This window comes from Pseudomonas sp. GXM4, from assembly GCF_008923895.1.
Lineage (GTDB): Bacteria > Pseudomonadota > Gammaproteobacteria > Pseudomonadales > Pseudomonadaceae > Aquipseudomonas > Aquipseudomonas atacamensis.
Window position 1 is genome coordinate 1 of record NZ_WBRZ01000069.1, and the last position, 21,718, is coordinate 21,718.

Genomic DNA, 21,718 nt, shown 5'->3' on the forward strand with positions numbered 1-21,718 from the left:
CCTACCGTTGATCGCATTTCCCTGTGGGAGCGAGCCTGCTCGCGAAGAGGCCAGCCCGGACAACTCAAACTCCACAGAGCTGACGCAACAAATCGGTATCCAGATGCTTCTCCACCAGATCCGCCAGCCGTTCGATATCGCGTTCGCGCAAGCCGTGGTAATCGACTTCCTGCACATCACTCAACCCGGCCCAGCGCAGCAACGCCGCACTCGCCTCGGGGGATTCGAACAAGCCGTGCAGATAGGTGCCGAACACCTGGGCATCGGCACTCTGCGCACCATCGCATCGACCGTCGTCCAGATGCACCGCCGGGTTTTCCAGTGCCGGTCCGCTGGTCACGCCAGCATGGATTTCATAACCGCTGACTGCGGCGTTTTCCAACGCCAGCCGCCCGCGCACGTTGCGCAGTTGCTTGTCGGCTTCGAGCTGGGTTTCGAACGCCAGCAGCCCCAGACCGGCGCTGGAGCCGGCAGCGCCTTCCAGCCCAAGCGGATCGTGCACCTGCTCACCGAGCATCTGCAGACCGCCGCAAATCCCCAGCACCTTGCCGCCGTAGCGCAGATGCCGATTGATCGCCGCATCCCAACCGTTGGCGCGCAGATAAGCCAGATCACTGCGCACGCTTTTCGAGCCCGGCAGGATGATCAGGTCGGCGGCGGGAATCGCCTGGCCCGGGCCGACGAACTGCAGATCCACCTGCGGATGCAGACGCAGCGGGTCGAAGTCGGTGTGATTGCTGATGCGCGGCAGCACCGGCACCACCACTTTCAACACCTGCTCGGCCTTGTCGGTCTGGCGTTGGTCGATGCCGTCCTCGGCCTCAAGGTGCAGGTCCATCACGTAGGGCAAGACGCCGACCACCGGTTTGCCAGTGCGCTGCTCCAGCCAGTCGAGGCCCGGTTGCAACAAGGCGATATCGCCGCGAAAGCGGTTGATGATGAAGCCTTTGACTCGCGCCTGTTCGCTCGGTGAAAGCAATTCCAGGGTACCGACCAAATGCGCAAACACGCCGCCGCGATTGATGTCGGCGATCAGCAAAACCGGGCAATCCACCGCTTCGGCAAAGCCCATGTTGGCAATGTCGCCGGCGCGCAGATTGATCTCCGCCGGCGAACCGGCGCCTTCGACCATTACCAGCGGATACGCAGCGCTGAGTCGCTCGTGCGAGGCGAGCACCGCTTGCATCGCGATAGCCTTGTAATCGTGATAGGCGACGGCGTTCATCGTCGTCACCGCGCGGCCATGAATGATCACTTGCGCGCCGGTGTCGCTGTTGGGCTTGAGCAGCACCGGGTTCATGTCGGTGTGGGGTTCGAGAAAGGCCGCTTGCGCCTGCACTGCCTGCGCGCGGCCGATCTCACCGCCGTCAGCGGTGACTGCGCTGTTGAGCGCCATGTTCTGCGGTTTGAACGGCACCACCGCCACGCCCTGGCGGGTGGCCCAGCGGCACAACGCCGTCACCAGAGTGCTTTTGCCAGCATCGGACGTAGTGCCTTGCACCATCAGAGTGGTCATGGATTGTCCTTGGTGAAAGCTTGCAAAGCCTGTTCGAGACGCAGCTCTTGCGCGGCATCCGCTGGCAGGCCGAAACGCACGCTGCTGTTGTGGCTGAACAGGCGCAGGAGGATGCCGCGCCGAGCGAGGAATTCGTGCAGCGCTTCGGCGTGCTCGGTGATCAGCCACTGAAACAGTGCGCAGCCACCCTGCGGTGCAAAACCGCAACGGGTCAGCAGCGCCGCCAACCGTTCGCTCGCTTCATCGCTGCGGATCCGCTGACGGGTATGGCCCTCGGTGTCTTGCAGGCACGCCGTACCGAGCACCCGCGTCGGCCCGCTCACCGCCCACGGCCCGACCTGTTCGGCGAGCAGTTTGAGCAACTTGCGCTCAGCAAGCACAAAGCCGAGGCGCACCCCGGCCAGACCGAAAAACTTGCCGAACGAACGCAACACCACCAGCCCGACCTGATGCGCATAGGGCGCCAGGCTCAGTTGCGGCGTGTTGTCCATGAACGCTTCGTCGACTACCAGCCAGCCGCCGCGTTGCGCCAGCCGCGCATGCCAGTCGAGCAGGCGTGCCGGGGTCAGGCTGAGTCCAGTCGGATTGTTCGGATTGACCACCACCAGCACATCGAGACTGTCGAGAAAGAACTCGACTTCCTGCTCGAGCACTTCACGGACGATGTAACCGCTGCGCCGCCACGCTTCGGCATGCTCGGCATAGCACGGCGACAACACGCCGACCTTGCCGGCCCGGCGCAGACGCGGCAGCAACTGGATGGCCATTTGCGAGCCGGCCACCGGCAGCACCTGCGCGGCGCCGTAGTAATCGCAGGCGGCCTGTTCCAGTCCGTCATCGGTTTCCGGCAAGCGCGCCCAGGCGCGCAGCGGGATCTCCGGGATCGGGAACGGCCATGGCGCGAGGCCGCTGGACAGGTCGAGCCAGTCGGCCTCGGCAATCCCGTAATCGAGTGCAGCCTTGCGCAACCGGCCACCGTGCTCAAGCATAAAATTCCGCCCCCAGGCAAAGCATCAGCAGCCACAACCATACGCCGCGCTGGACCAATTGCCAGCCACGGTCGATGGAATCGGCATCGGCCGGCGCACCTTCGCCCAGTTGCGGGCGCTCATGCAGTTCGCCGTGGTAGATCGCCGGGCCACCCAACTCGACGCCCAGCGCACCGGCACCGGCCGCCATCACCGGGCCGGCGTTGGGGCTGTCCCACTTTGGCGCCTGGGTGCGCCAGCACTTGAGCGCGAGGCGGGTTTTGCCCAGTAGCGCGTAGGTCAATGCCACCAGACGCGCAGGAATGTAGTTCAACACGTCGTCGATTTTCGCCGCCGCCCAACCGAAACGCTCGAAGCGTTCGTTGCGATAACCCCACATCGCATCGAGGGTATTGCTCAGGCGATACAGGACCACGCCCGGCGCGCCGGCGACGACAAACCAGAACAGCGCAGCGAACACTGCATCGCTGCCGTTCTCCAGCACCGACTCGGTGGCGGCGCGGGCCACGGCGTTGCTGTCCAGTTCATTCGTCTGGCGGCTGACCAAATAGCCGACGCGCTTGCGTGCCTCGTCCAGATCATCGGCGCGTAACGCAGCCGCGACCGGCGCGACATGCTCGCCGAGGCTGCGCATGCCGAGGGCGCAATACAGCGCGAGAATCTCGACAATCCAGCCGACATAGGGCGCCCAGGAAAATGCCGTGGCGAGCAAGGTCAGCGGCAGTACCGCGATAACCCACGCGGTCACGCCATGGCTGCGCCAGCCACGGCCGCCGGCGTTGAAGCGTTGCTCGATGCGCCCGGCAAATTTGCCGAACGCCACCAGCGGATGCCAGCGTTTCGGTTCACCGAGCAGCGCATCCAGCGCTACCGCGGCGACACTCAGCAACGCCACACTCATTGACTCACTCCCCAATAATTTTCGTACAGCAACTCGTTCAGCGGTCGCGCCTGCGCCCAGCCTTCAAGTACCAGCATCGGCGCCGGGTAGAATTCCTTGACCGGGCCGAGACACAACACCGCCAGCGGCTTGGCACCGGCCGGCAACTTGAGCAAATCCGCCAAGGCTTGCGGTTCGAACAGCGAGACCCAGCCCATGCCCAGGCCCTCGGCACGGGAGGCCAGCCACAGGTTCTGGATCGCGCAGGACAACGAGGCCATGTCCATTTCCGGCAACGTGCGCCGACCGAAGATGTGCTTTTCGCGATCATCCATCAGCGCCGCGACCAGCACTTCTGCGCAATCGTTGATGCCTTCGACCTTGAGCTGCATGAACTCATCGCTGCGCTCGCCGAGGGCCTCGGCGGTGCGGATGCGCTCTTCTTCCACCAGATCGCGGATCTGCCCGCGCAGAGCGCGATCGCTGATGCGGATGAAGCGCCACGGCTGCATCAGGCCGACGCTCGGCGCTTGATGAGCAGCCTCGAGCAGACGGCGCAGCAGCTGCGGCTCGACGCTGCCACCGGTGAAGTGGCGCATGTCGCGGCGTTCGGCGATGGCCTTGTAGACCGCTGCGCGTTCGGCTTCGGAAAATGTGTTATCGGTCATGGCCCTTTCGCGAGCAGGCTCGCTCCCACAGGGTTCAGGTCATCCATTGTGGGAGCAAGCCTGCTCGCGAAGGCGACCTGACGATCTGGCGCAAACAATGCCGCAATCGCAGTCGGATTCGACGGGAAATAAAAGTGCACGTACGACGCCGTCATCCGCCCTTCTCGATAAACCGCCTCAGCGCCGCGCCCGCCATTGGGACTCAGCCCACGGGCAATCGGCGTCAGCTCGGTGGTGGTCAGCGAATGATGATAGGTATGCCCACGCAACTCCCCTTCCGGCAGCTCAACCGCCTGCAACGCCAGCGCCGCCAGACGCTTCTGCATCACCGCCTCGCCCTTGAGCAAACCGACCAGCTCAGCACGGGTGCCTTGCACGTCGGTCAGCGAATCCAGCAGGTAAAGCATGCCGCCACACTCGGCGAGCAACGGCTTGCCCGCCGCGTGGTGCGCGCGGATTGCCGCCAGCATTGACGCGTTTTGCGCCAGCGCGACGTGGTGCAGTTCCGGATAACCGCCCGGCAGATACAGGCTGTCCGCCTCGGGCAATTGCGTGTCGCGGATCGGCGAGAAAAACTGCAGTTCGGCGCCCATCGCCCGCAGCAGATCGAGACTGGCGCCATAGGTGAAGGCAAAGGCTTCATCACGGGCGACGGCGATGCGCACACCTTTCAATAAGGGCTCGGCGGCGATGACGTCAGGCGCGGCGAATTCAACGGCGGGGGGCAGCGCGACTTGGCAACTGCTGGCCAGCGCATCGGCGGCCGCGTCGAGACGCAGATCCAGATCATTCAATTCGCTGGCCTGAACCAGACCGAGGTGGCGGCTCGGCAATTCGATGCCGGTCTCGCGGGACAGCGCGCCGTACCAGCGCAGACCTTCGGTGAGGCTGCCTTCGAGCAATTGCGCATGGCGCAAGGTGCCGACGCGGTTGGCCAGCACGCCAGCGAATGGCAAGTCCGGCTGATACTTCGCCAGGCCCAGCGCCAAGGCGCCAAAGGTCTGCGCCATGGCGGTGCCATCGATCACGCCGAGCACCGGCACACCGAAGTGGCGCGCCAGATCAGCGCTGGACGGCGTGCCGTCGAACAGGCCCATTACGCCCTCGATCAGAATCAGGTCGGCCTCGGCGGCGGCTTCCCACAACAGGCGGCGACTTTCCTGCTCGCCGACCATCCACATGTCCAGTTGATACACCGGCGCACCGCTGGCGCGCTCGAGGATCATCGGGTCGAGAAAATCCGGACCGCATTTGAATACGCGCACCTTACGCCCCTGATTGCGATGCAAACGGGCGAGTGCAGCGGTGACGGTGGTCTTGCCCTGACCGGAGGCCGGCGCGGCGATCAACACCGCCGGGCAGTGACGTGGTGGCTTCAAAGTTCGACGCCTTTCTGCGCTTTGATCCCGGCCTGGAAGGCGTGCTTGAGCATGCCCATTTCGGTGACCGTGTCGCCCATCTCGATCATTTCCGGCTTGGCGCCGCGACCGGTGACCACCACGTGTTGCATCGGCGGGCGCGCCTGCAAATCGCTGAGCACCTGATCGAGATCGAGGTAGCCGTGTTTGAGGGCGATGTTCAATTCATCGAGCACCACCAGACCGATCGAAGGGTCGCGCAACAATTCGCGCGAGACTTCCCAAGCGGCGGTCGCAGCGGCGATATCGCGCTGGCGATCCTGGGTTTCCCAGGTAAAGCCTTCACCCATGACGTGGAAACGCACCTGCTCGGGGAAGCGGCGGAAAAACAATTCTTCGCCGGTGCTGTTGCGGCCCTTGATGAACTGCACCACGCCGCATTGCATGCCGTGGCCCATGGCGCGGGCGAGCATGCCGAATGCCGAGCTGCTTTTGCCTTTGCCGTTGCCGGTCAGCACCAGCACCAGGCCACATTCGTCGGGCGAGTTGGCAATGCGTTCGTCGATCACGGCCTTCTTGCGCTGCATGCGCGCCAGATGGCGTTCGTCACGCTCGGGGGAATCAGTCATGGGGGGAGCTCTCCGTTGAGGCTGGATAACGGCGGGCAGGCACAAGAATAGACGGCAAAAAGCCTGGCATCGCCCACCGTGATGCCGCTGAGATGGATCAGGCCGGTCTCCGGGCTCATGAGCGGCGTTTCGCCGGACTGCGCGCCTTCCCGCTTCTTTCGAGGCAGTGGCTCAAGGCGCAGTTTTCACTCATTTACCGTTGCGGGGGCAGCGCCGGGATCGTCGTGGCTTCGCTCGAAGACCACCCTCACCGGCTTCCCTGTTTCACTCTGTCGACGCGGGGCCACAGAGCACCTGAAACAAGCGGCGAAGGTTAGAGGGTTGGGGGTGGAGCGTCAATTGAAGAGGCGCTTCGCGCGCGAATAACTGCCGTTGATCCATTGTGCAGCGGCAATCTTGTGCCAGACTGCGACAAGTGATATCAAAGAGCCATGCTTTTCCCGAAAAGCCCACTACAACAATAAGGATGACGACGATGCAAGGCATGATCATCAGCAACCCGCGCCTGGAATTCCTGCGCCCGGTGCTGGAACGCTGGTTTGACTGTATCGATCGCTACAACACCGTACGCGGCGACAACGACACGCCATATTGGCACGACGAGAAAGCCAATCTCGGCCTGCTCGCGGCAGCGGCGTGGATGGCTGAAATGGTCACGCTGAACGACACGGCCACGCGCAAACAGAACGAAGAAGGCGAACGCAATGCTCGCGCCGACCTGCTGATTGCCGGCGCCGAAGACCGCGCGTTCATTCAGGCCACGCAACGCTGGCCACGGGTCAACAACCTCAACCTGACCCAGGCACTGCTCGACATCACCGTTGATGCCAAGCGCATCAGCTACGCCAGCGATCTCAAGCTCGGCTGCCTCTTCGTCGCTCCGCAAAAACCTCAGCACAGCGCCAGCCCCGAAGAATTGCAGGACATGGTCGACGACCTGCAAAAGGAACACACCTGCGCCGTGGCCTGGTATTTCCCCTACGCCTATCGCAAATTGCACAGCGACGCGGGCAACTATCATCCGGGCATCGCCGTGCTGTTCAAGGAAGCCCGCGGTTGAGCAGTTGAACCATCGGGCCTGCGCCCTCCTCTATGTTTAGGAATGCATTCATAGGGAAGATCAGCAATGCGCAAGGCCCCACTCGCTCTCATCATCGCCGTCGCTGGCGGGCTCGCTGCCTGCGGTGAAACCTCCAGCCTGCAAGTCTCCGACGGCACCGGTCCGTCACCGAAACTGCCCGAACCGAACAAGACGCTGATCCCGACAGTGAACATCGCCCCGGCGGTGGGCTGGCCGGAAGGTGCGAAACCGACCGCTGCGGCCGGCACCCAGGTCGCCGCGTTTGCCGAAGGCCTCGATCACCCGCGCTGGCTCTATGTGCTGCCCAACGGCGATGTGCTGGTGGCGGAAACCAACGCGCCGCCCAAGCCCGATGACAGCAAAGGCATTCGTGGCTGGGTGATGAAGAAAGTCATGGGCAAGGCCGGTGCCGGCGTACCCAGCCCGAATCGCATCACCCTGTTGCGTGATGCCGACCACGATGGCGTCGCAGAAACCCGCACGGTATTTCTGCAGAACCTCAACTCGCCGTTTGGCATGACGCTGGTTGGCAATGATTTGTACGTTGCCGACACCGACCGCCTGCTGCGCTTCAACTACGAGCCGGGCGCCACCGAGATCAAGACCCAACCGATCAAAGTCGTCGACTTGCCCGGCGGCACGCTGAATCACCACTGGACCAAGAACGTCATCGCCAGCAAGGACGGCAACAAGCTCTACGTCACCGTCGGCTCGAACAGTAACGTCGGCGAAAACGGTCTGGATCAGGAAGAAGGCCGCGCGGCGATCTGGGAAGTCGATCGTGCGACCGGCAACCACCGGATCTTCGCTTCGGGCATTCGCAACCCCAACGGCCTCGCCTGGGAACCTACCAGCGGCGCATTGTGGACAGCGGTCAACGAGCGTGACGAAATCGGCAGCGATCTGGTGCCGGACTACATCACCTCGGTCAAGGACGGCGGCTTCTATGGCTGGCCGTTCAGCTATTACGGGCAACACGTCGATGTGCGGGTCAAACCGCAGAATCCAGATCTGGTGGCCAAGGCCATCGCTCCGGATTACGCAGTCGGTCCGCACACCGCTTCGCTGGGCCTGACCTTCGCCGAGGGCAACCGCTTGCCGGCGCAATTCAAGGAAGGCGCATTCATTGGCCAGCACGGCTCGTGGAACCGCAAACCGCACAGTGGCTACAAGGTGATTTTCGTGCCGTTCACTGGCGGCAAACCGACCGGGCAACCGGTGGATGTGCTGACCGGTTTCCTCGACAAGGATGAGAACGCGCTGGGCCGCCCAGTGGGCGTGGTCATCGATCAGCAAGGTGGCTTGCTGGTGGCGGATGATGTCGGGAACAAGGTGTGGCGAGTGTCTTCTGCCAAATAACTTACCGCCCGACACATAACAACTGTGGGAGCGAGCTTGCTCGCGAAAGCGTTGGATCAGTCAATAATCAATTGAATGACACACCGGCTTCGCGAGCAAGCTCACTCCCACATTGCGTTTTGCTCTGCCTTCATTAAGGGTTATGCGCCAACTGCCCCGGCTGCAACACCCGCTTGGCGCTCAGATACGCCTTCTGCCAATACGCTTTCGACAGACTGTCGAGCTTGACCGTGCCGCCAGTGGCCGGTGCGTGTACGAAGCGCCCCTCACCGACGTAAATCCCCGCATGACTGACCTGCGAGCCGCCATTGGTGGCGAAGAAAATCAGATCGCCGGTCTGCAAGCCTTCCTTGCCGACATTCGGCGCCTGCATGACGATCATTTCGCGGGTCGAGCGTGGCAGCGAAATTCCCGCCGCGTCGCGGTAGACGAAACCGATCAGACCACTGCAATCGAAACCGGAATCTGGCGTGTTGCCACCCCAGCGATACGGCGTGCCGACCAGGCCGAGGGCGCGGAACAGCACGTCTTCAGCAACGGGGGAAAAAGCCTGGGAGGGAGCGAACACGATCGGCGCGCGAACCACGGGGGCTGGCGGCGGTGTACGGCTGGCGCAGGCGCTGAGCAGCGCGGCGCAAAGGATCAAGGTGAGGCGGGCCGACATCGTCATAAGCAGAACATCCTGATCTGGCTGCGGCTTTCTCTGCCGAATGGACAGAAACAAAACCGCCTGCGTCATCACGCAGGCGGTTTGCCATCAATATAGATTCAGGATTCTAGCGGCTACGCGGCAAACTTCAAGTAAGACTTTAACTTCACCTTGTAAAGTTTAGGTCTACTCCGTTGCCGTGCCGTTGTGTCGCCGCGAACGCAGCGACATCGGGCTTACTTGCGAGCGGTGACCACGGTCGGCGCCATGGCGAGTGCACGCTTGGCTTCGATGAAGGTCTTGCTCCAGTAGCTGTCACCCAGGCTGTCGATGCGAACGCCGCCGCTGCGACGACTGCTGGAGTGAATGAACTGGTTGTCACCCAGGTAGATGCCGGCGTGACTGACACGACCGCGACGACCATTGGTGGCGAAGAACAGCAGATCACCCGGCTCAAGGTTGCTGCGCGAAACCAGCGGCGCATCAACGTTGATCATTTCGCGAGTGGAACGCGGCAGGTTCATGCCCGCCTCTTCACGGAACAGGTAACCGATGAAACCGCTGCAATCGAAGCCGGCTTCAGAGGTACCGCCGAAACGGTAACGGGTACCGATCAGGGACATGCCGCGTTCGAGGATGCTGTCAGCCAGTACAGGAAGCTGATAAGGCTTGCTGCCGTTGAACTGGTTGAGTTCTTTTTCGGTGTCCAGCTCTTCCTGGTAAATAACGGAAGACTGGGCAGTAGCAGAATTCTTGACCTGTTGCGGCGGCTCTTGAACCGGAGAATGAGCAGCACAACCGAATAACAGGGTAACGAGTGCGAGAGGCACGAGGGGTGCGAAGCGCTTTAGCATGGGCACGACCGTGGCTGATAGTTGTAAAGAAGCCGAGACTATGCCCGCTATCGTCCTCATTTGCAAATTCAATCGAACTTTATGTGACTTCCCGGTTTCGCGTTTACATCTAAGCGCGTAACTCGTCTGGCCGGTGAATCGGCGCAGGGACGGAGGTTTTCTGGCGCCTGAAAGCTGGCAAAAGCCCACTACTACCAGCCCAGAGTTTCCTTGAGGAAGGGAATGGTCAGCTTGCGTTGCGCTTGCAAGGAAGCCTGATCAAGCTGCTCGAGGAGATCGAACAGCGCGCTCATGCTCCGCGTGCCGCGAGTGAGAATGAAGTGCCCGACTTCATCGGTCAGGTGCAGACCGCGACGGGATGCGCGCAATTGCAGCGCACGCAATTTGTCTTCATCAGAAAGTGGACGCATCTGGAAGATCAGCGCCAGGGTCAGGCGGGATTTCAGGTCGGCGAGCTTCACTGGCAATTCGCGCGGCGAAGTGGACGCGGCGATCAGCAGGCGCCGGCCGCTGTCACGCAGACGATTGAACAGATGAAACATCGCCTCTTCCCAGTCCGCCTTGCCAGCAATCACCTGCAAGTCATCCAGGCAGACCAGTTCGTACTGTTCAAGGTTGTCGAGGATTTCCACGCCGCGGTCCATCAACTCGGCCAGCGGCAGATACACCGCCGGTTCGCCCATCTGCTCGAAGCGCAGGCACGCGGCCTGCAACAGATGTGTGCGCCCGACGCCGTGTTTGCCCCACAGGTAGATCAGGCTCTCCGTCCACCCGGCGTCGGCTTCGCAGAGACGCTCGACATAGCCGAGTGCAGCGGCATTGGCGCCTGGGTAGTAGTTGATGAAGGTGGCGTCGTCACGCAGACGCACACCTAGGGGCAGCTGAATCGGTTTCATGCTGACTGAACAGTTCTCAAAGGAACCGTTAGTGGCCTCTGTGTAAAGTTGGCGAAGTTTATACCCGTGAGGCTGAGCGCACAATGCGACAGACCCCAAGCAAAATCAAAGGTTTGCGTTGACGCAGCGGTTTGATGACAGATTCTCTGGCGCCCTCGCTCGCACGAAACGGGCCAGCCCGGCCAAGCGCCGGGCCGCCCGCGCCATCACAGCTCAGGTTCGTCAACGCCGCTGTAGATCCCGGAATCCTTATACAAGTCGTGGACATGACGCACCAGCACCATAATCACCGCCGCCACCGGCAACGCCAGCAGCACGCCGGTGAAACCGAACAGCTCGCCGCCAGCGAGGATCGCGAAGATCACCGCCACCGGGTGCAGGCCGATGCGGTCTCCGACCAGGAGCGGCGTCAACACCATGCCTTCCAGTGCCTGACCGACCATGAACACCGCGACAATCCCGACCATCGGGTACAGATCGCCACCGAACTGGAACAACCCGGCGATCAATGCCGCGCCGATGCCGATGACAAAACCCATGTACGGCACGATCGCCGCGAGACCGGCAATCAGGCCGATCAACAGCCCCAGTTCCAGACCGACGATCATCAGGCCGGCGGCATAAATCACCCCCAACGCAACCATCACCAGCAACTGCCCGCGCACGAACGCGCCGAGCACTTCGTGGCACTCGCCCGCCAGCGCAACCACGCGCTCTTCGCGATCACGTGGGAGCAGGCTGCGGATCTTGCCCATCATCACGTCCCAGTCGCGCAGCAGATAGAAGCTCACCACCGGAATCAGCACCAGGTTTGCCAGCCAGCCGATCAGTGCCAGGCTCGAGGCCGTCGCCTGACTCAGCACCACGCCGACGATGTCGGTGGTCTGGCCCATGTGCTCGCTGATCGCAGCTTTGACTTTATCGAACTTCCAGAAGCCGTCCGACAGCCCCAGTTTCGCTTGCGCCCACGGCACAGCGGTGTGCTGCAACCAGTCGAGCATCTGCGGCGCCAGTTCGTACAGACGCAGCAACTGCTTGGCGAGCATCGGCACCAGCACCAGCAGCAACGCGGTGACGATCAGCGTGAACAAGGCAAACACGGCGATCACGCCCCAGGTTCGCGACAGCCCGAGCCGCTCCAGACGATCCACCAGCGGATCGAACAGATAAGCTAGCAACAACGCGACCAGAAACGGCGTGAGGATCGGGTGCAGCAACCATACAAACGCGCAAAGCAGGACTACCCCACCGAGCCAGAACCAACGCCGCGTATCGGCCATTTACCACTCCTGATGCTTCTATATAAGGAAAGACTTACCAGCGAAACCGCAACGACGGTGCCGCCGCTGCCGGGGTCGGCGCTGCGACCGCAGGCGTACCATCCGCCGCTGGCTGGGCAGGCGCCACCGGGGCCGGCACTTCGGCCGGCAGCTCCTGCAACTTCGCCAGCGACAATTGCGCGCGTAATTGATCGACGCTGCCATTGACCCGGTAGACGATGCGATCACCCTGCACGCTTTGCAGACGCACGCCGAACGGTTCGAGTAACCGCAGCAGCGCCGCGTAATGTTCGAGATTCATGCCCTGCACTTCCAGCGTCTGCTGACCCGACGCGCCGGGTTTGGCGACAAATCGCGGCGCCAGACGCTCGGCCACCGCAAGCATCACCGCATCGGCAACGGCGGCCTGATCGGCGCCCTGTACGCTGCCGGCCTCTTTCTGATCACCGAGCCACAAACGCCACTTCGCCTGCCACTGCCCGCCCTCTTCGCGCGCGTGCACCGCCAGCAAGGCGTCGGCGCTGTAGCGTTCCGAAGCACTGCGCAGGGGCGCCGGATCAGCGCTTTCCAGCGCAGGTGCGGTGGCGACCAGTTGCTCGCTGAGATCAGCCAGTGGCAAACGCAGTGGCAAACCGCGATGTTGTGCGGCCGTGCGCAACGTTGCGGCTGCGGTTTGACCGTCACCGACCAGGCTCGCACCTTCAGTTGAATCGTTCAGCCACCAGCCGAGGATCGACGGCCGACTCGCGCCCCACACCGGCAACCCGGCCCGGCGCAAGGCTTGCTCGGTGGTTGCCGGATCGAAGTCGACTTTCAGCACTTCCGGTGGCCCGGCGTCGAAGCCGAACTGGCTGATGATCTGCTGCGGGTCCTTGCGGATCGGCGCCAGCCCCGGGTTCTGCGCGGCTTTCGGGTCGCCGGTCAGGCGCAGCACCAAGGTATCGAGCGCCGCCTGCGTGGCGCGATCGCGCTCTTCCGGCGCCTGGCCGTTGACTGGCTGACGCACCTGATACAGCCCTTTGAGGTTTTCGGCATGGCTCGCCAGGCTGACCAGCGTCAGGCAGCCCACAAATAACAATTTACAAAAACGCATGGAAAATTCCCGTCGACAGGAGCGGCTGGAACACGCCGCGTGAACCGTTTGAGCAAGGCTGTGACCCCCACCCCTGGCAAAACATTCACACGGTGGCGGTAAGTTTTTGCACAGTCCTAACGATAGACGGTTAATCGCCACACCTTATACAGGCAGTCATACCCTGCGATTGCAAAAAATTTCCGCCGATATGGCCCTGCCCGTCGGTGCGAGGATGGCCGCTGCCCCTCAAGCCTGATAAAATCGCGCGCCTTCGCAGACCGGCAACAGCCGGGCCCCTCGAAACTCGCGTGAGGCGATCGCCCATCGAGTTCGATGTTCCCGCTGAACTCGGTCGTTACCCCCTGAATCCCCTCCCCTAAAGGCCTGGATCATGAGCAAGCAACCCTCCCTGAGCTACAAGGACGCCGGTGTAGACATCGACGCCGGTGAAGCATTGGTCGAACGCATCAAGAGCGTCGCCAAGCGCACTGCGCGCCCGGAAGTCATGGGCGGCCTGGGCGGTTTCGGCGCCCTCTGCGAAATCCCGGCCGGCTACAAGCAGCCAGTGCTGGTCTCCGGCACCGACGGCGTCGGCACCAAGCTGCGTCTGGCGCTGAACCTGAACAAGCACGACAGCATCGGCATCGACCTGGTCGCCATGTGCGTCAACGATCTGGTGGTGTGCGGCGCCGAGCCGCTGTTCTTCCTCGACTACTACGCCACCGGCAAACTGAACGTCGACACCGCTGCCCAGGTTGTCACCGGCATCGGCGCTGGCTGCGAACTGTCGGGTTGCTCGCTGGTTGGCGGCGAAACCGCTGAAATGCCAGGCATGTACGAAGGCGAAGACTACGACCTGGCCGGCTTCTGCGTCGGCGTCGTGGAAAAAGCGGAAATCATCGACGGCTCGAAAGTCGCCACCGGTGACGCCCTGATCGCCCTGCCATCGTCCGGCCCGCACTCCAACGGCTATTCGCTGATCCGCAAGATCATCGAAGTCTCCGGCGCCGATATCGAAAACATTCAGCTCGACGGCAAACCGCTGACCGACCTGCTGATGGCCCCGACCCGCATCTACGTCAAGCCACTGCTCAAGCTGATCAAAGACACCGGCGCTGTGAAGGCCATGGCTCACATCACCGGTGGCGGCCTGCTCGACAACATCCCACGCGTGTTGCCAAAAGGCGCGCAAGCAGTGGTTGACGTGGCCAGCTGGACTCGCCCGGCCGTATTCGACTGGCTGCAAGAGAAAGGCAACGTTGATGAAACCGAAATGCACCGCGTATTGAACTGCGGCGTCGGCATGGTCATCTGTGTAGCTCAGGAGCACGTCGAAGTGGCCCTGAACACCCTGCGTGACGCTGGCGAGCAGCCTTGGGTCATCGGTCAGATCGCCGTGGCCGCCGAGGGCGCTGCGCAGGTCGAGCTGAAGAACCTCAAGGCTCACTGATGCCAAAGTCCTGTGATGTCGTGGTGCTGTTGTCCGGCACCGGCAGTAACTTGCAGGCTCTGATCGACAGCACGCGGACCGGCGACAGCCCGGTCCGCATCGCTGCGGTGATTTCCAACCGCGCCGATGCCTACGGCCTGCAACGCGCCCGCGACGCGGGTATCGCCACCCGCTCGCTGGATCACAAGGCATTCGAGGGCCGCGAGGCCTTCGATGCCGCGCTGATCGAACTGATCGACCAATTCAACCCCGAACTCGTGGTACTGGCCGGCTTCATGCGCATTCTCAGCGCTGATTTCGTGCGCCACTACCAGGGTCGCCTGCTCAACATCCACCCGTCGCTGCTGCCTAAATACAAAGGGTTACACACTCATCAGCGTGCGCTGGAGGCCGGCGATACGGAACATGGCTGCTCCGTGCACTTCGTCACCGAGGAACTCGATGGCGGACCACTGGTCGTACAAGCAGTATTACCGGTAGAGTTGCACGACACGCCGCATAGTCTGGCGCAACGAGTCCACGTTCAGGAACACCTGATCTACCCGATGGCAGTACGTTGGTTTGCCGAAGGCAGGCTGACACTCGGTGACCAGGGTGCTTTACTCGACGGCCAGTTACTCGCCGCCAGCGGCCACTTGATTCGACACTAGGAGATATTATGCGTCGCGCCCTGCTCTTCGCTTGCGCTCTGCTCGCCCTGCCCTTCGCGCAGGCAGCGGACCTTCAACCGTTCTCCGCCAGCTACACCGCCGACTGGAAGCAGCTGCCCATGAGCGGCACCGCCGAACGCAGCCTGACCAAGGAAGCCGACGGCGTCTGGAAGCTCAGCTTCAAGGCATCGATGATGATCGCCAGCCTGACTGAAGAAAGCACCCTGAAGCTGGACAAGGACACGCTGCTGCCGCAGTCCTACCACTTTGAACGTGGTGGTCTGGGCAAAGCGAAAAAAGCTGATCTGGACTTCGACTGGGCCAATAAACTGGTGACCGGCACCGACCGTGGCGACGCGGTGAAAATCCCGCTGAACCGCGGCATGGTCGACAAGTCGACCTACCAACTGGCGCTGCAGCACGACGTTGCCGCCGGCAAGAAAAGCATGAGCTATCAGGTGGTTGATGATGGCGAAGTCGATACCTACGACTTCCGCGTGCTGGGTTCGGAAAAGGTCGACACCAAGGCCGGCCAGATCGACGCGATCAAGGTCGAGCGCGTGCGCGATCCGACACAAAGCAAGCGCATCACCGTGCTGTGGTTCGCCAAGGACTGGGATTACCTGCTGGTGCGCCTGCAACAGGTCGAGACTGACGGCAAGGAGTACAACATCATGCTCCAGGACGGTACTGTCAACGGCAAGACTGTCAAAGGCAGCTGATCCGTCGCAAGAACAGAGAGCCCCGCGAATGCGGGGCTTTTGTTTATCTGTTCGATGATACTGCGCGGCGGCCCTACCCCTCACCCCAGCCCTCTCCCGAGGGAGAGGGAGCCGACCGAGGTGTCTGCCGCTAACCATCGACCTGAGAAACCGAGTCGAATATGGATTCCAAAGCATCGCACGATTAGTCCCCTCTCCCTCCGGGAGAGGGTTAGGGTAAGGGGCTTTTGAAGGTCAAACTCACACCGAAAACCGCGCCACCATCCCGTTCAGATCCACCGCCAACTTCGACAACTCCTGACTGGCCGCACTGGTCTGATTGGCCCCTGCCGATGTCTGCATTGCCAGATCACGAATATTCATCAGATTGCGATCCACCTCGCGCGCCACCGCTGCCTGCTCTTCCGAGGCGCTGGCGATGACCAGATTGCGCTCGTTGATCAAGGTAAACGCCGAGGCAATTTCCTCCAGAGCCGAGCCTGCGCTCTTGGCCAATTCCAGAGTCGAGCGCGCCCGAGAATTGCTTTGCTGCATCGAACTGACCGCTGAATCGGTGCCCTGCTGAATCCCGCCGATCATCTTCTCGATTTCCTGGGTCGACTGCTGGGTGCGATGCGCCAGCGCCCGCACTTCATCAGCCACCACCGCAAAGCCACGCCCGGCATCGCCGGCGCGCGCGGCTTCGATCGCGGCGTTGAGGGCGAGCAGATTGGTCTGTTCGGCAATCGAGCGAATCACGTCCAGCACTTTGCTGATGCCATGAACCTTTTGCGCCAGCGCCTCGACCTGCGCGGCATTATTGGTGACATCGCCAGCGAGAAACTCGATCGACGTCACCGTCTGCTGCACTTGCTCGCGCCCTTGCCGGGCGATGCGGTCGGATTCGCGGGAAGCTTCAGACGTGGCCACGGCGTTGTTCGCCACCTCTTCCACCGCTGCTGTCATCTGGTTGACCGCAGTGGCTGCCTGTTCGATTTCCTGACTTTGCTGATGCAAGCCGCGAGTGGCATCTTCGGTGACGCTGCTGAGCTCTTCGGCGGCCGAGGCCAGTTGCGTGGACGACTCGGAAATGCGTCGGATTGTGTCGCGCAGATTGTGCTGCATGCTTTTCAGCGCTTGCAGCAGGCGCGCCGGCTCGTCTTTGCCAACGATGTGAATGTCGCCGGTCAAATCCCCACCGGCCACCACTTCGGCGACGCTGAGCGATTGCGACAACGGCACGACAATGCTGCGCGTCAGCAGCAACGCCAGGCCGACGGTAATCAGCGCAGCCATGGCGATCATTACTGCGACCCACACCCGCGATTGTTTGAAGACCAAGCGCGCTGCCTCAGTGGCGAGACCGGCATTTTGCTTGTTCAACTCGACCAGATCGCGCAGAGTCAAAGCAATCTCATCGGCCAGCGGACTCATCTGATCATTGAGAATCGCCGAAGCGTCTGCCACCCGATTCTGCGCTGACAGCTGCAGGACTTGCGCCTGCAGTTCCAGGTATTTGTGCTCGGCAACCTTGAAGCGATCAAACAGCGCGCGCTCTTCCGGCAAAACGATCAACGCGTCATAACGCTGCTGCGCTTCGCTCAAGCCACTGCGCAGCTCGTCGAGCTTGGCGACATTCTGCTCCAGTGCCTTGGGGTCACGGTTGAGCAACAGGCGCATGGTCAGTGCACGCAGACGCAGCATGTCCTGACTCATCTCCCCCACCGCCATCACGCTTGGCAGCCAGTTGTTGTCGACTTCATCGGACTGCGCTCGCATGTTCGACATTTGCAGCAAGGCGAACGCGCCGAGGGCAAACACCATCAGGGCCAGCAGGCCGAAACCGAGACCGGCGCGCGGGGCAATATTGAGACTACGGATATTCATCACTCTGGCTCCTTCCAAAAGCGCTGCATCAGCCTGCAGCGGGTTGCTTTAGAAGGTATCGGCATTGCCGTGAAATTGCGTAAGACGAAAAAGCGATAGGCAGACGAGCGGCTAGTCCGAACCCATGGCTTTGACGTTTCAGCGCGGACCGGCGGGTTTACCAGTGTTGCGCGGCAATATCGCCAGGAAGTTATCGCGCGCGACTTTGCGCGCCACCGCTTCCGGCAGCGCATCGAGAAACGGCTTGTAGCTGTGCATTTCCTGACCGAGCTTGTTGAACCGTCCTACCACGTCAGAGCCGAGCATGAAGCGCTCGGGATACTTTTCCACCAGCGCCAGCCATTCGGCGCGCGGCTTGCCCTGCTCGTCGAGCAAGTACGGCGTGAGCATGCTCCACGACAGGTCGATGAATAGATTCGGATAAGCCTCAAGCATGCGCGTCAGGGTTGGCAGGAGAAACGGCAACTGGGTCTGATGCCGATGAATCTCGGCGCTGGTGCCGGCGTGCGCCCAAATGAATCGCGTGTGCGGATGATTGCGCAGCGGCTCTTCGACCTCCTTCAGGTACAGCGGATTTCTCTCACGCTTGGAAGTGATGTTGGAATGCAGCATCACCGGCAGATCATTTTCCGCGGCGAGGTGATAGATCTTGGTCATCGCCTCGTTGTTGGCCCGGGGTGTGTCGCCGGAGGTCAGCGCGGTCAGGTCATCGTGCCGGGTGAACACCTCGCCAATGCCCTGCCAAAGTCCCGGGTACAGGTCGAGCATGCGCTGAATGTGCGCGGCGGAATTCTTGTCATTGGGATTGAAGCCGGACAGGAACGGATGAAAGTACTGGCGCTGCTCCGGCGCAAGCTTTTCCACCGCGTCGGCAATGATCACATCGGTGGCGCTGTACCAATAGGCATCGGCGTCATCACCGGCGTAATAACGCGGGCGCTTGGGTTCGTCTTCATGCCATTTCTTCGCCACGGGAATCCCGGAAATCATCACGTGCTCGATGGAATTTTCTTTCATGGCCGTGAGCAATTTCTGCATGCCGGCGCTTTCCTGGAAAAAATCCACGTAATGCAGGTGCGCATCGCTGTAAGTGTATTCGCGGGCACTGGCGCTGCCAGCGAACAGCAGCAGACAGGCAAGACTCAGACGAGACAAGGACACAAGTAATCTCCGGCAGATGGGCATAGCCTAGACCGCGCCCGAACGACAAGGGTTCATCCCTGCCGAAAAGCGGAACGCCCACTGCCGGGAATGCTCTATAACTGCAAGGTCTGCTTTGATCGAACGATTTTTCCTGCCGCCTGTGAGGTTTCCATGACTGTTACCGTCAATACCGTCTCCGCCGAAGGTTTTCGTCACACCGTCCAGATCGACGACCACGAATTGTTTGCCGATGTACCGAAAACCGCCGGGGGTGAAGGCACCGCGCCAGAGCCACACGATTACTTCGACGCTGCGCTGGGCGCCTGCAAAGCGCTGACCGTGAAAATGTATGCGAAGAAAAAAGACATCCCGCTGACCGGCGTGGGAGTCGAAGTGAAGCGCGACAACAGCCAGGAACAGAAAGGCAAATACGCCCTGCATGTCACCCTTACGCTCAAAGGCGTACTCACCGACGCCCAGCGCGAGGAACTGCTGCGTGTGGCCGATCGCTGCCCGATTCACAAATTGATGACCACCAGCGAAGTCAGTATCGAAACCCACGCACCACAAGGCTTCGACAGCCAATAATCCTCCTGATGCCAGCGGCGGGTTATGCTTCTGGCATCACCCGCTCAGCCTGGAATGCACCATGGACACGCCACTCCTGATCATCCGCCCGCGCGCCGAAGACGTCGAAGGCCAGCCGATTCTGCGCCCGCTGCCGTCAGCCAAATGCCGCAACGTCGGGCCTTTCGTGTTTTTCGATCACATGCTCGAAACGATTTATCCGACGGGTAAAGGCATGGATATCCGCCAACATCCGCACATTGGTCTGTCGACGCTTACCTATCTGTTCGAAGGGCAATTGCAGCACAAGGACAGTCTGGGCTCCGATCAAGTGGTCGGCGCCGGCGATGTCAGCTGGATGACCGCTGGCAGCGCCATCGCCCACGTCGAGCGCACGCCTGCGCCACTGCTCGCCGAGACCTTCACCCTGCATGGCCTGCAAGTCTGGCTGGCCTCGCCCAAGGCGCACGAACAGGGCCCGGGGCATTACAGCCATCACCCGGCAGCGACGTTGCCGCTCAGCGATAACCTTGGCGTGCAGATTCGCATGATTGCAGGGTCAGGCTTTTGCCTGGAATCGCCGGTGCCGGTGCTTTCTCCTACGTTGTATGCGGAAGTGAAGATGCAGACCGCGACCACATTGCTGATTCCGACCGAGCATGAAGAACGCGCGGTGTATGTGTTGAGCGGTGATGCGCAGTTGAATGGCGAGGCGATCGAGCCGCATGCGCTGGTGGTGTTGCCAGCCGGCGAAGAGATGAGCCTGTTTGCCGAAAGCGATGTGCACGCGGTGGTGTTCGGCGGCGCGGCGCTGGACGGTCCGAGGCGGATCAACTGGAATTTTGTTGCCAGTGATCCAGCGGCGATTGATGAGGCTCGGCGCAAGTGGGCGGCCAAGGATTGGCCGACGGTGCCGGGGGAAGTCGAGCGGATCGAACTACCGCGCTAGGCCGCTTACCCTCACCCCAGCCCTCTCCCAGAGGGAGAGGGAGCCGACCGAGGCGTCTTGCGTTATACATCGACCTGAAAAATCTCGGCGATTATGGATTCGCCTATTCACGTTCAGGTCGACGCCACTCCCGAGCCCCCCCCAATCAGTTCCCTCTCCCTCCGGGAGAGGGCTAGGGTGAGGGGCTTTTCGCTTTTCGCTTTTAACCGTTGAACACTTCATCCAGCAGATCATGCATCGACTTGAACGCGCGCTTGGCGGTCTTTTCGTCGTACATCATCTTGCCCGGTACATTGGCATGCGGGTCGGTAAACGAGTGCACCGCGCCGCCGTAGCTGAGCAGTTGCCAGTCGACCTTCGCCGCGTTCATCTCATCTTCGAACGCTGGCAGTTGCTCCTTCGGCACCAACGGATCGGATGCGCCATGCAGCACCAGCACCGAGCCCTTGATGTTCTGCGCATCCGCCGGGTTCGGCGAATCCAGCGTGCCGTGGAACGACACCGCCGCTTTTACCGGCGCGCCGGTGCGGGCCAGGTCCAGCGCACAGCAACCACCGAAACAGAAACCGAACACCGCCAGTTTCGAAGTATCCACCGTGGCTTCGCCCTGGCTCTGCAATTGCTCGAAAGCCACTTGCAGACGTTTGCGCAACAGCGCGCGGTCGTCCTTGAGCGGCATCATCGCTGCCAGCGCCTCATCAGCGTTCTGCGGACGTACGCTCTGGCCGTAGACATCCGCGATCAGCACCACGTAACCCTTGGCCGCTACCGCTTTGGCGATGTCTTCGGCACCGGCGCTGACGCCCATCCAGTTCGGCGCCATCAGCAAACCCGGGCGCGCAGCCTTGTGCTCGGCGTCGAACGCCAGGCGACCTTCATAGGCCTGGCCGTCAATCTGATAGACCACGGAACGTACAGTGACTTGGCTCATTTCTGACTCCTGATTGAGTAAACACCAGAACGAAAAAACCCGCCGAAGCGGGTTTTTCCTACAACGTGATCAAACCGACAGTTCAACCAGCAGCTTGTTCAGCCGGCGCACGTAAGCGGCCGGATCCTTCAAGATGTCGCCAGCCGCCAGGGCAGCCTGATCGAAGAGGATGTGCGACAGGTCGCCAAAACGCTCTTCGCTCTGCT

22 protein-coding genes, 1 pseudogene and 1 riboswitch are annotated in these 21,718 nt (G+C 61.6%); of the genes and pseudogenes, 7 read left to right on the top strand and 16 right to left on the bottom strand.

Features of this window, described 5'->3' with window-relative positions:
* Positions 1–64 precede the first annotated feature (64 nt).
* The 6 genes from F8N49_RS11475 to cobO are packed head-to-tail and all read right to left on the bottom strand — an operon-like array spanning position 65 to position 6,040.
* On the bottom strand, positions 65–1,516 hold the full coding sequence (locus F8N49_RS11475) for a cobyric acid synthase (RefSeq protein WP_151551475.1): 1,452 nt from the start codon (positions 1,514–1,516) through the stop codon (positions 65–67).
* Positions 1,513–2,505, bottom strand: a complete 993-nt coding sequence (gene cobD, locus F8N49_RS11480) for a threonine-phosphate decarboxylase CobD (RefSeq protein WP_122505967.1) — start codon at positions 2,503–2,505, stop codon at positions 1,513–1,515. Before cobD ends, F8N49_RS11475 begins: the two co-directional genes overlap by 4 nt.
* The gene (cbiB, locus tag F8N49_RS11485) at positions 2,498–3,406 is read right to left on the bottom strand and encodes an adenosylcobinamide-phosphate synthase CbiB (RefSeq protein ID WP_071171490.1); all 909 of its coding nucleotides are present in this window, start codon (positions 3,404–3,406) and stop codon (positions 2,498–2,500) included. Before cbiB ends, cobD begins: the two co-directional genes overlap by 8 nt.
* A complete protein-coding gene (gene bluB / locus F8N49_RS11490; protein WP_024012169.1) occupies positions 3,403–4,053 on the bottom strand; it encodes a 5,6-dimethylbenzimidazole synthase in 651 nt (216 codons plus the stop codon). The genes cbiB and bluB overlap by 4 nt, the downstream gene beginning before the upstream one ends.
* A complete protein-coding gene (locus tag F8N49_RS11495; RefSeq protein WP_151551477.1) occupies positions 4,050–5,432 on the bottom strand; it encodes a cobyrinate a,c-diamide synthase in 1,383 nt (460 codons plus the stop codon). The genes bluB and F8N49_RS11495 overlap by 4 nt, the downstream gene beginning before the upstream one ends.
* Positions 5,429–6,040 (bottom strand): cob(I)yrinic acid a,c-diamide adenosyltransferase, encoded by a 612-nt coding sequence (gene cobO, locus F8N49_RS11500; RefSeq protein WP_016773703.1) that lies wholly within the window; start codon positions 6,038–6,040, stop codon positions 5,429–5,431. Before cobO ends, F8N49_RS11495 begins: the two co-directional genes overlap by 4 nt.
* Before the next feature lie 82 nt (positions 6,041–6,122).
* Positions 6,123–6,353: riboswitch (cobalamin riboswitch) on the bottom strand.
* A gap of 162 nt (positions 6,354–6,515) precedes the next feature.
* Between cobO and F8N49_RS11505 the strand changes: the two genes are divergently transcribed.
* Both F8N49_RS11505 and F8N49_RS11510 read left to right on the top strand, forming a co-directional pair.
* Positions 6,516–7,100, top strand: coding sequence for a hypothetical protein (locus F8N49_RS11505; RefSeq protein WP_073472682.1), 585 nt, complete (start codon positions 6,516–6,518; stop codon positions 7,098–7,100).
* 66 nt (positions 7,101–7,166) lie between these two features.
* Positions 7,167–8,480, top strand: a complete 1,314-nt coding sequence (locus F8N49_RS11510; RefSeq protein ID WP_122747454.1) for a sorbosone dehydrogenase family protein — start codon at positions 7,167–7,169, stop codon at positions 8,478–8,480.
* Between the two features lie 133 nt (positions 8,481–8,613).
* Here the strand turns inward: F8N49_RS11510 and F8N49_RS11515 are convergent, their stop codons facing one another.
* The 5 genes from F8N49_RS11515 to F8N49_RS11535 all read right to left on the bottom strand — a co-directional run bounded on the left by F8N49_RS11515 (position 8,614) and on the right by F8N49_RS11535 (position 13,252).
* A complete protein-coding gene (locus F8N49_RS11515) occupies positions 8,614–9,150 on the bottom strand; it encodes a C40 family peptidase (protein WP_041479547.1) in 537 nt (178 codons plus the stop codon).
* Between the two features lie 215 nt (positions 9,151–9,365).
* Entirely contained in the window at positions 9,366–9,983 is a 618-nt protein-coding gene (locus tag F8N49_RS11520; protein WP_016773699.1) for a C40 family peptidase, read from the bottom strand.
* A gap of 191 nt (positions 9,984–10,174) precedes the next feature.
* The gene (hda, locus tag F8N49_RS11525) at positions 10,175–10,879 is read right to left on the bottom strand and encodes a DnaA regulatory inactivator Hda (RefSeq protein ID WP_007919828.1); all 705 of its coding nucleotides are present in this window, start codon (positions 10,877–10,879) and stop codon (positions 10,175–10,177) included.
* A gap of 206 nt (positions 10,880–11,085) precedes the next feature.
* Positions 11,086–12,159 (bottom strand): AI-2E family transporter, encoded by a 1,074-nt coding sequence (locus F8N49_RS11530; protein ID WP_016773697.1) that lies wholly within the window; start codon positions 12,157–12,159, stop codon positions 11,086–11,088.
* A 34-nt stretch (positions 12,160–12,193) separates the two neighbouring features.
* On the bottom strand, positions 12,194–13,252 hold the full coding sequence (locus F8N49_RS11535; RefSeq protein ID WP_151551479.1) for a DUF2066 domain-containing protein: 1,059 nt from the start codon (positions 13,250–13,252) through the stop codon (positions 12,194–12,196).
* Positions 13,253–13,625: 373 nt separating this feature from the next.
* Here F8N49_RS11535 and purM point away from each other — a divergent pair, with 373 nt between their 5' ends.
* The 3 genes from purM to F8N49_RS11550 are packed head-to-tail and all read left to right on the top strand — an operon-like array spanning position 13,626 to position 16,056.
* Positions 13,626–14,684, top strand: a complete 1,059-nt coding sequence (gene purM / locus F8N49_RS11540; protein WP_024012163.1) for a phosphoribosylformylglycinamidine cyclo-ligase — start codon at positions 13,626–13,628, stop codon at positions 14,682–14,684.
* Positions 14,684–15,334: a phosphoribosylglycinamide formyltransferase gene (purN, locus tag F8N49_RS11545; RefSeq protein WP_071171483.1), complete on the top strand. Its 651-nt coding sequence runs from the start codon at positions 14,684–14,686 to the stop codon at positions 15,332–15,334. Before purM ends, purN begins: the two co-directional genes overlap by 1 nt.
* A gap of 8 nt (positions 15,335–15,342) precedes the next feature.
* Positions 15,343–16,056 carry a DUF3108 domain-containing protein gene (locus tag F8N49_RS11550; RefSeq protein WP_056783915.1) on the top strand — a complete coding sequence of 238 codons (714 nt, stop codon included), beginning with the start codon at positions 15,343–15,345 and terminating at the stop codon, positions 16,054–16,056.
* A gap of 240 nt (positions 16,057–16,296) precedes the next feature.
* Here F8N49_RS11550 and F8N49_RS28575 read toward each other — a convergent pair whose 3' ends face one another.
* The 3 genes and pseudogenes from F8N49_RS28575 to F8N49_RS11560 form a co-directional block, all read right to left on the bottom strand.
* A complete protein-coding gene (locus F8N49_RS28575) occupies positions 16,297–17,160 on the bottom strand; it encodes a methyl-accepting chemotaxis protein (RefSeq protein ID WP_372241023.1) in 864 nt (287 codons plus the stop codon).
* Positions 17,152–17,922, bottom strand: a pseudogene (locus tag F8N49_RS28580) (MCP four helix bundle domain-containing protein); the annotation flags it as partial. The pseudogene F8N49_RS28580 and the gene F8N49_RS28575, both read right to left, overlap by 9 nt.
* A 138-nt stretch (positions 17,923–18,060) precedes the next feature.
* Positions 18,061–19,107 carry an amidohydrolase family protein gene (locus F8N49_RS11560; protein ID WP_151551483.1) on the bottom strand — a complete coding sequence of 349 codons (1,047 nt, stop codon included), beginning with the start codon at positions 19,105–19,107 and terminating at the stop codon, positions 18,061–18,063.
* 129 nt (positions 19,108–19,236) lie between these two features.
* Here F8N49_RS11560 and F8N49_RS11565 point away from each other — a divergent pair, with 129 nt between their 5' ends.
* Together F8N49_RS11565 and F8N49_RS11570 are read left to right on the top strand one after the other, a co-directional pair.
* Positions 19,237–19,653, top strand: a complete 417-nt coding sequence (locus F8N49_RS11565) for an OsmC family protein (protein ID WP_016773690.1) — start codon at positions 19,237–19,239, stop codon at positions 19,651–19,653.
* 61 nt (positions 19,654–19,714) lie between these two features.
* A complete protein-coding gene (locus F8N49_RS11570) occupies positions 19,715–20,581 on the top strand; it encodes a pirin family protein (protein ID WP_136492225.1) in 867 nt (288 codons plus the stop codon).
* A gap of 202 nt (positions 20,582–20,783) precedes the next feature.
* Here F8N49_RS11570 and F8N49_RS11575 read toward each other — a convergent pair whose 3' ends face one another.
* A complete protein-coding gene (locus F8N49_RS11575; RefSeq protein ID WP_122704671.1) occupies positions 20,784–21,512 on the bottom strand; it encodes a dienelactone hydrolase family protein in 729 nt (242 codons plus the stop codon).
* Positions 21,513–21,581: 69 nt separating this feature from the next.
* A partial coding sequence (locus tag F8N49_RS28285; protein WP_178116964.1) for a hypothetical protein occupies positions 21,582–21,718 on the bottom strand: 137 nt, incomplete at its 5' end.

Coding starts and splice junctions, on each gene's coding strand:
- F8N49_RS11475 (WP_151551475.1), bottom strand. CDS start 1,516: ATGACCACTCTGATGGTGCAAGGCACTACGTCCGATGCTGGCAAAAGC.
- cobD (WP_122505967.1), bottom strand. CDS start 2,505: ATGCTTGAGCACGGTGGCCGGTTGCGCAAGGCTGCACTCGATTACGGG.
- cbiB (WP_071171490.1), bottom strand. CDS start 3,406: ATGAGTGTGGCGTTGCTGAGTGTCGCCGCGGTAGCGCTGGATGCGCTG.
- bluB (WP_024012169.1), bottom strand. CDS start 4,053: ATGACCGATAACACATTTTCCGAAGCCGAACGCGCAGCGGTCTACAAG.
- cobO (WP_016773703.1), bottom strand. CDS start 6,040: ATGACTGATTCCCCCGAGCGTGACGAACGCCATCTGGCGCGCATGCAG.
- F8N49_RS11505 (WP_073472682.1), top strand. CDS start 6,516: ATGCAAGGCATGATCATCAGCAACCCGCGCCTGGAATTCCTGCGCCCG.
- F8N49_RS11510 (WP_122747454.1), top strand. CDS start 7,167: ATGCGCAAGGCCCCACTCGCTCTCATCATCGCCGTCGCTGGCGGGCTC.
- F8N49_RS11515 (WP_041479547.1), bottom strand. CDS start 9,150: ATGACGATGTCGGCCCGCCTCACCTTGATCCTTTGCGCCGCGCTGCTC.
- F8N49_RS11520 (WP_016773699.1), bottom strand. CDS start 9,983: ATGCTAAAGCGCTTCGCACCCCTCGTGCCTCTCGCACTCGTTACCCTG.
- hda (WP_007919828.1), bottom strand. CDS start 10,879: ATGAAACCGATTCAGCTGCCCCTAGGTGTGCGTCTGCGTGACGACGCC.
- F8N49_RS11530 (WP_016773697.1), bottom strand. CDS start 12,159: ATGGCCGATACGCGGCGTTGGTTCTGGCTCGGTGGGGTAGTCCTGCTT.
- F8N49_RS11535 (WP_151551479.1), bottom strand. CDS start 13,252: ATGCGTTTTTGTAAATTGTTATTTGTGGGCTGCCTGACGCTGGTCAGC.
- purM (WP_024012163.1), top strand. CDS start 13,626: ATGAGCAAGCAACCCTCCCTGAGCTACAAGGACGCCGGTGTAGACATC.
- purN (WP_071171483.1), top strand. CDS start 14,684: ATGCCAAAGTCCTGTGATGTCGTGGTGCTGTTGTCCGGCACCGGCAGT.
- F8N49_RS11550 (WP_056783915.1), top strand. CDS start 15,343: ATGCGTCGCGCCCTGCTCTTCGCTTGCGCTCTGCTCGCCCTGCCCTTC.
- F8N49_RS28575 (WP_372241023.1), bottom strand. CDS start 17,160: ATGCAGCACAATCTGCGCGACACAATCCGACGCATTTCCGAGTCGTCC.
- F8N49_RS11560 (WP_151551483.1), bottom strand. CDS start 19,107: ATGCCCATCTGCCGGAGATTACTTGTGTCCTTGTCTCGTCTGAGTCTT.
- F8N49_RS11565 (WP_016773690.1), top strand. CDS start 19,237: ATGACTGTTACCGTCAATACCGTCTCCGCCGAAGGTTTTCGTCACACC.
- F8N49_RS11570 (WP_136492225.1), top strand. CDS start 19,715: ATGGACACGCCACTCCTGATCATCCGCCCGCGCGCCGAAGACGTCGAA.
- F8N49_RS11575 (WP_122704671.1), bottom strand. CDS start 21,512: ATGAGCCAAGTCACTGTACGTTCCGTGGTCTATCAGATTGACGGCCAG.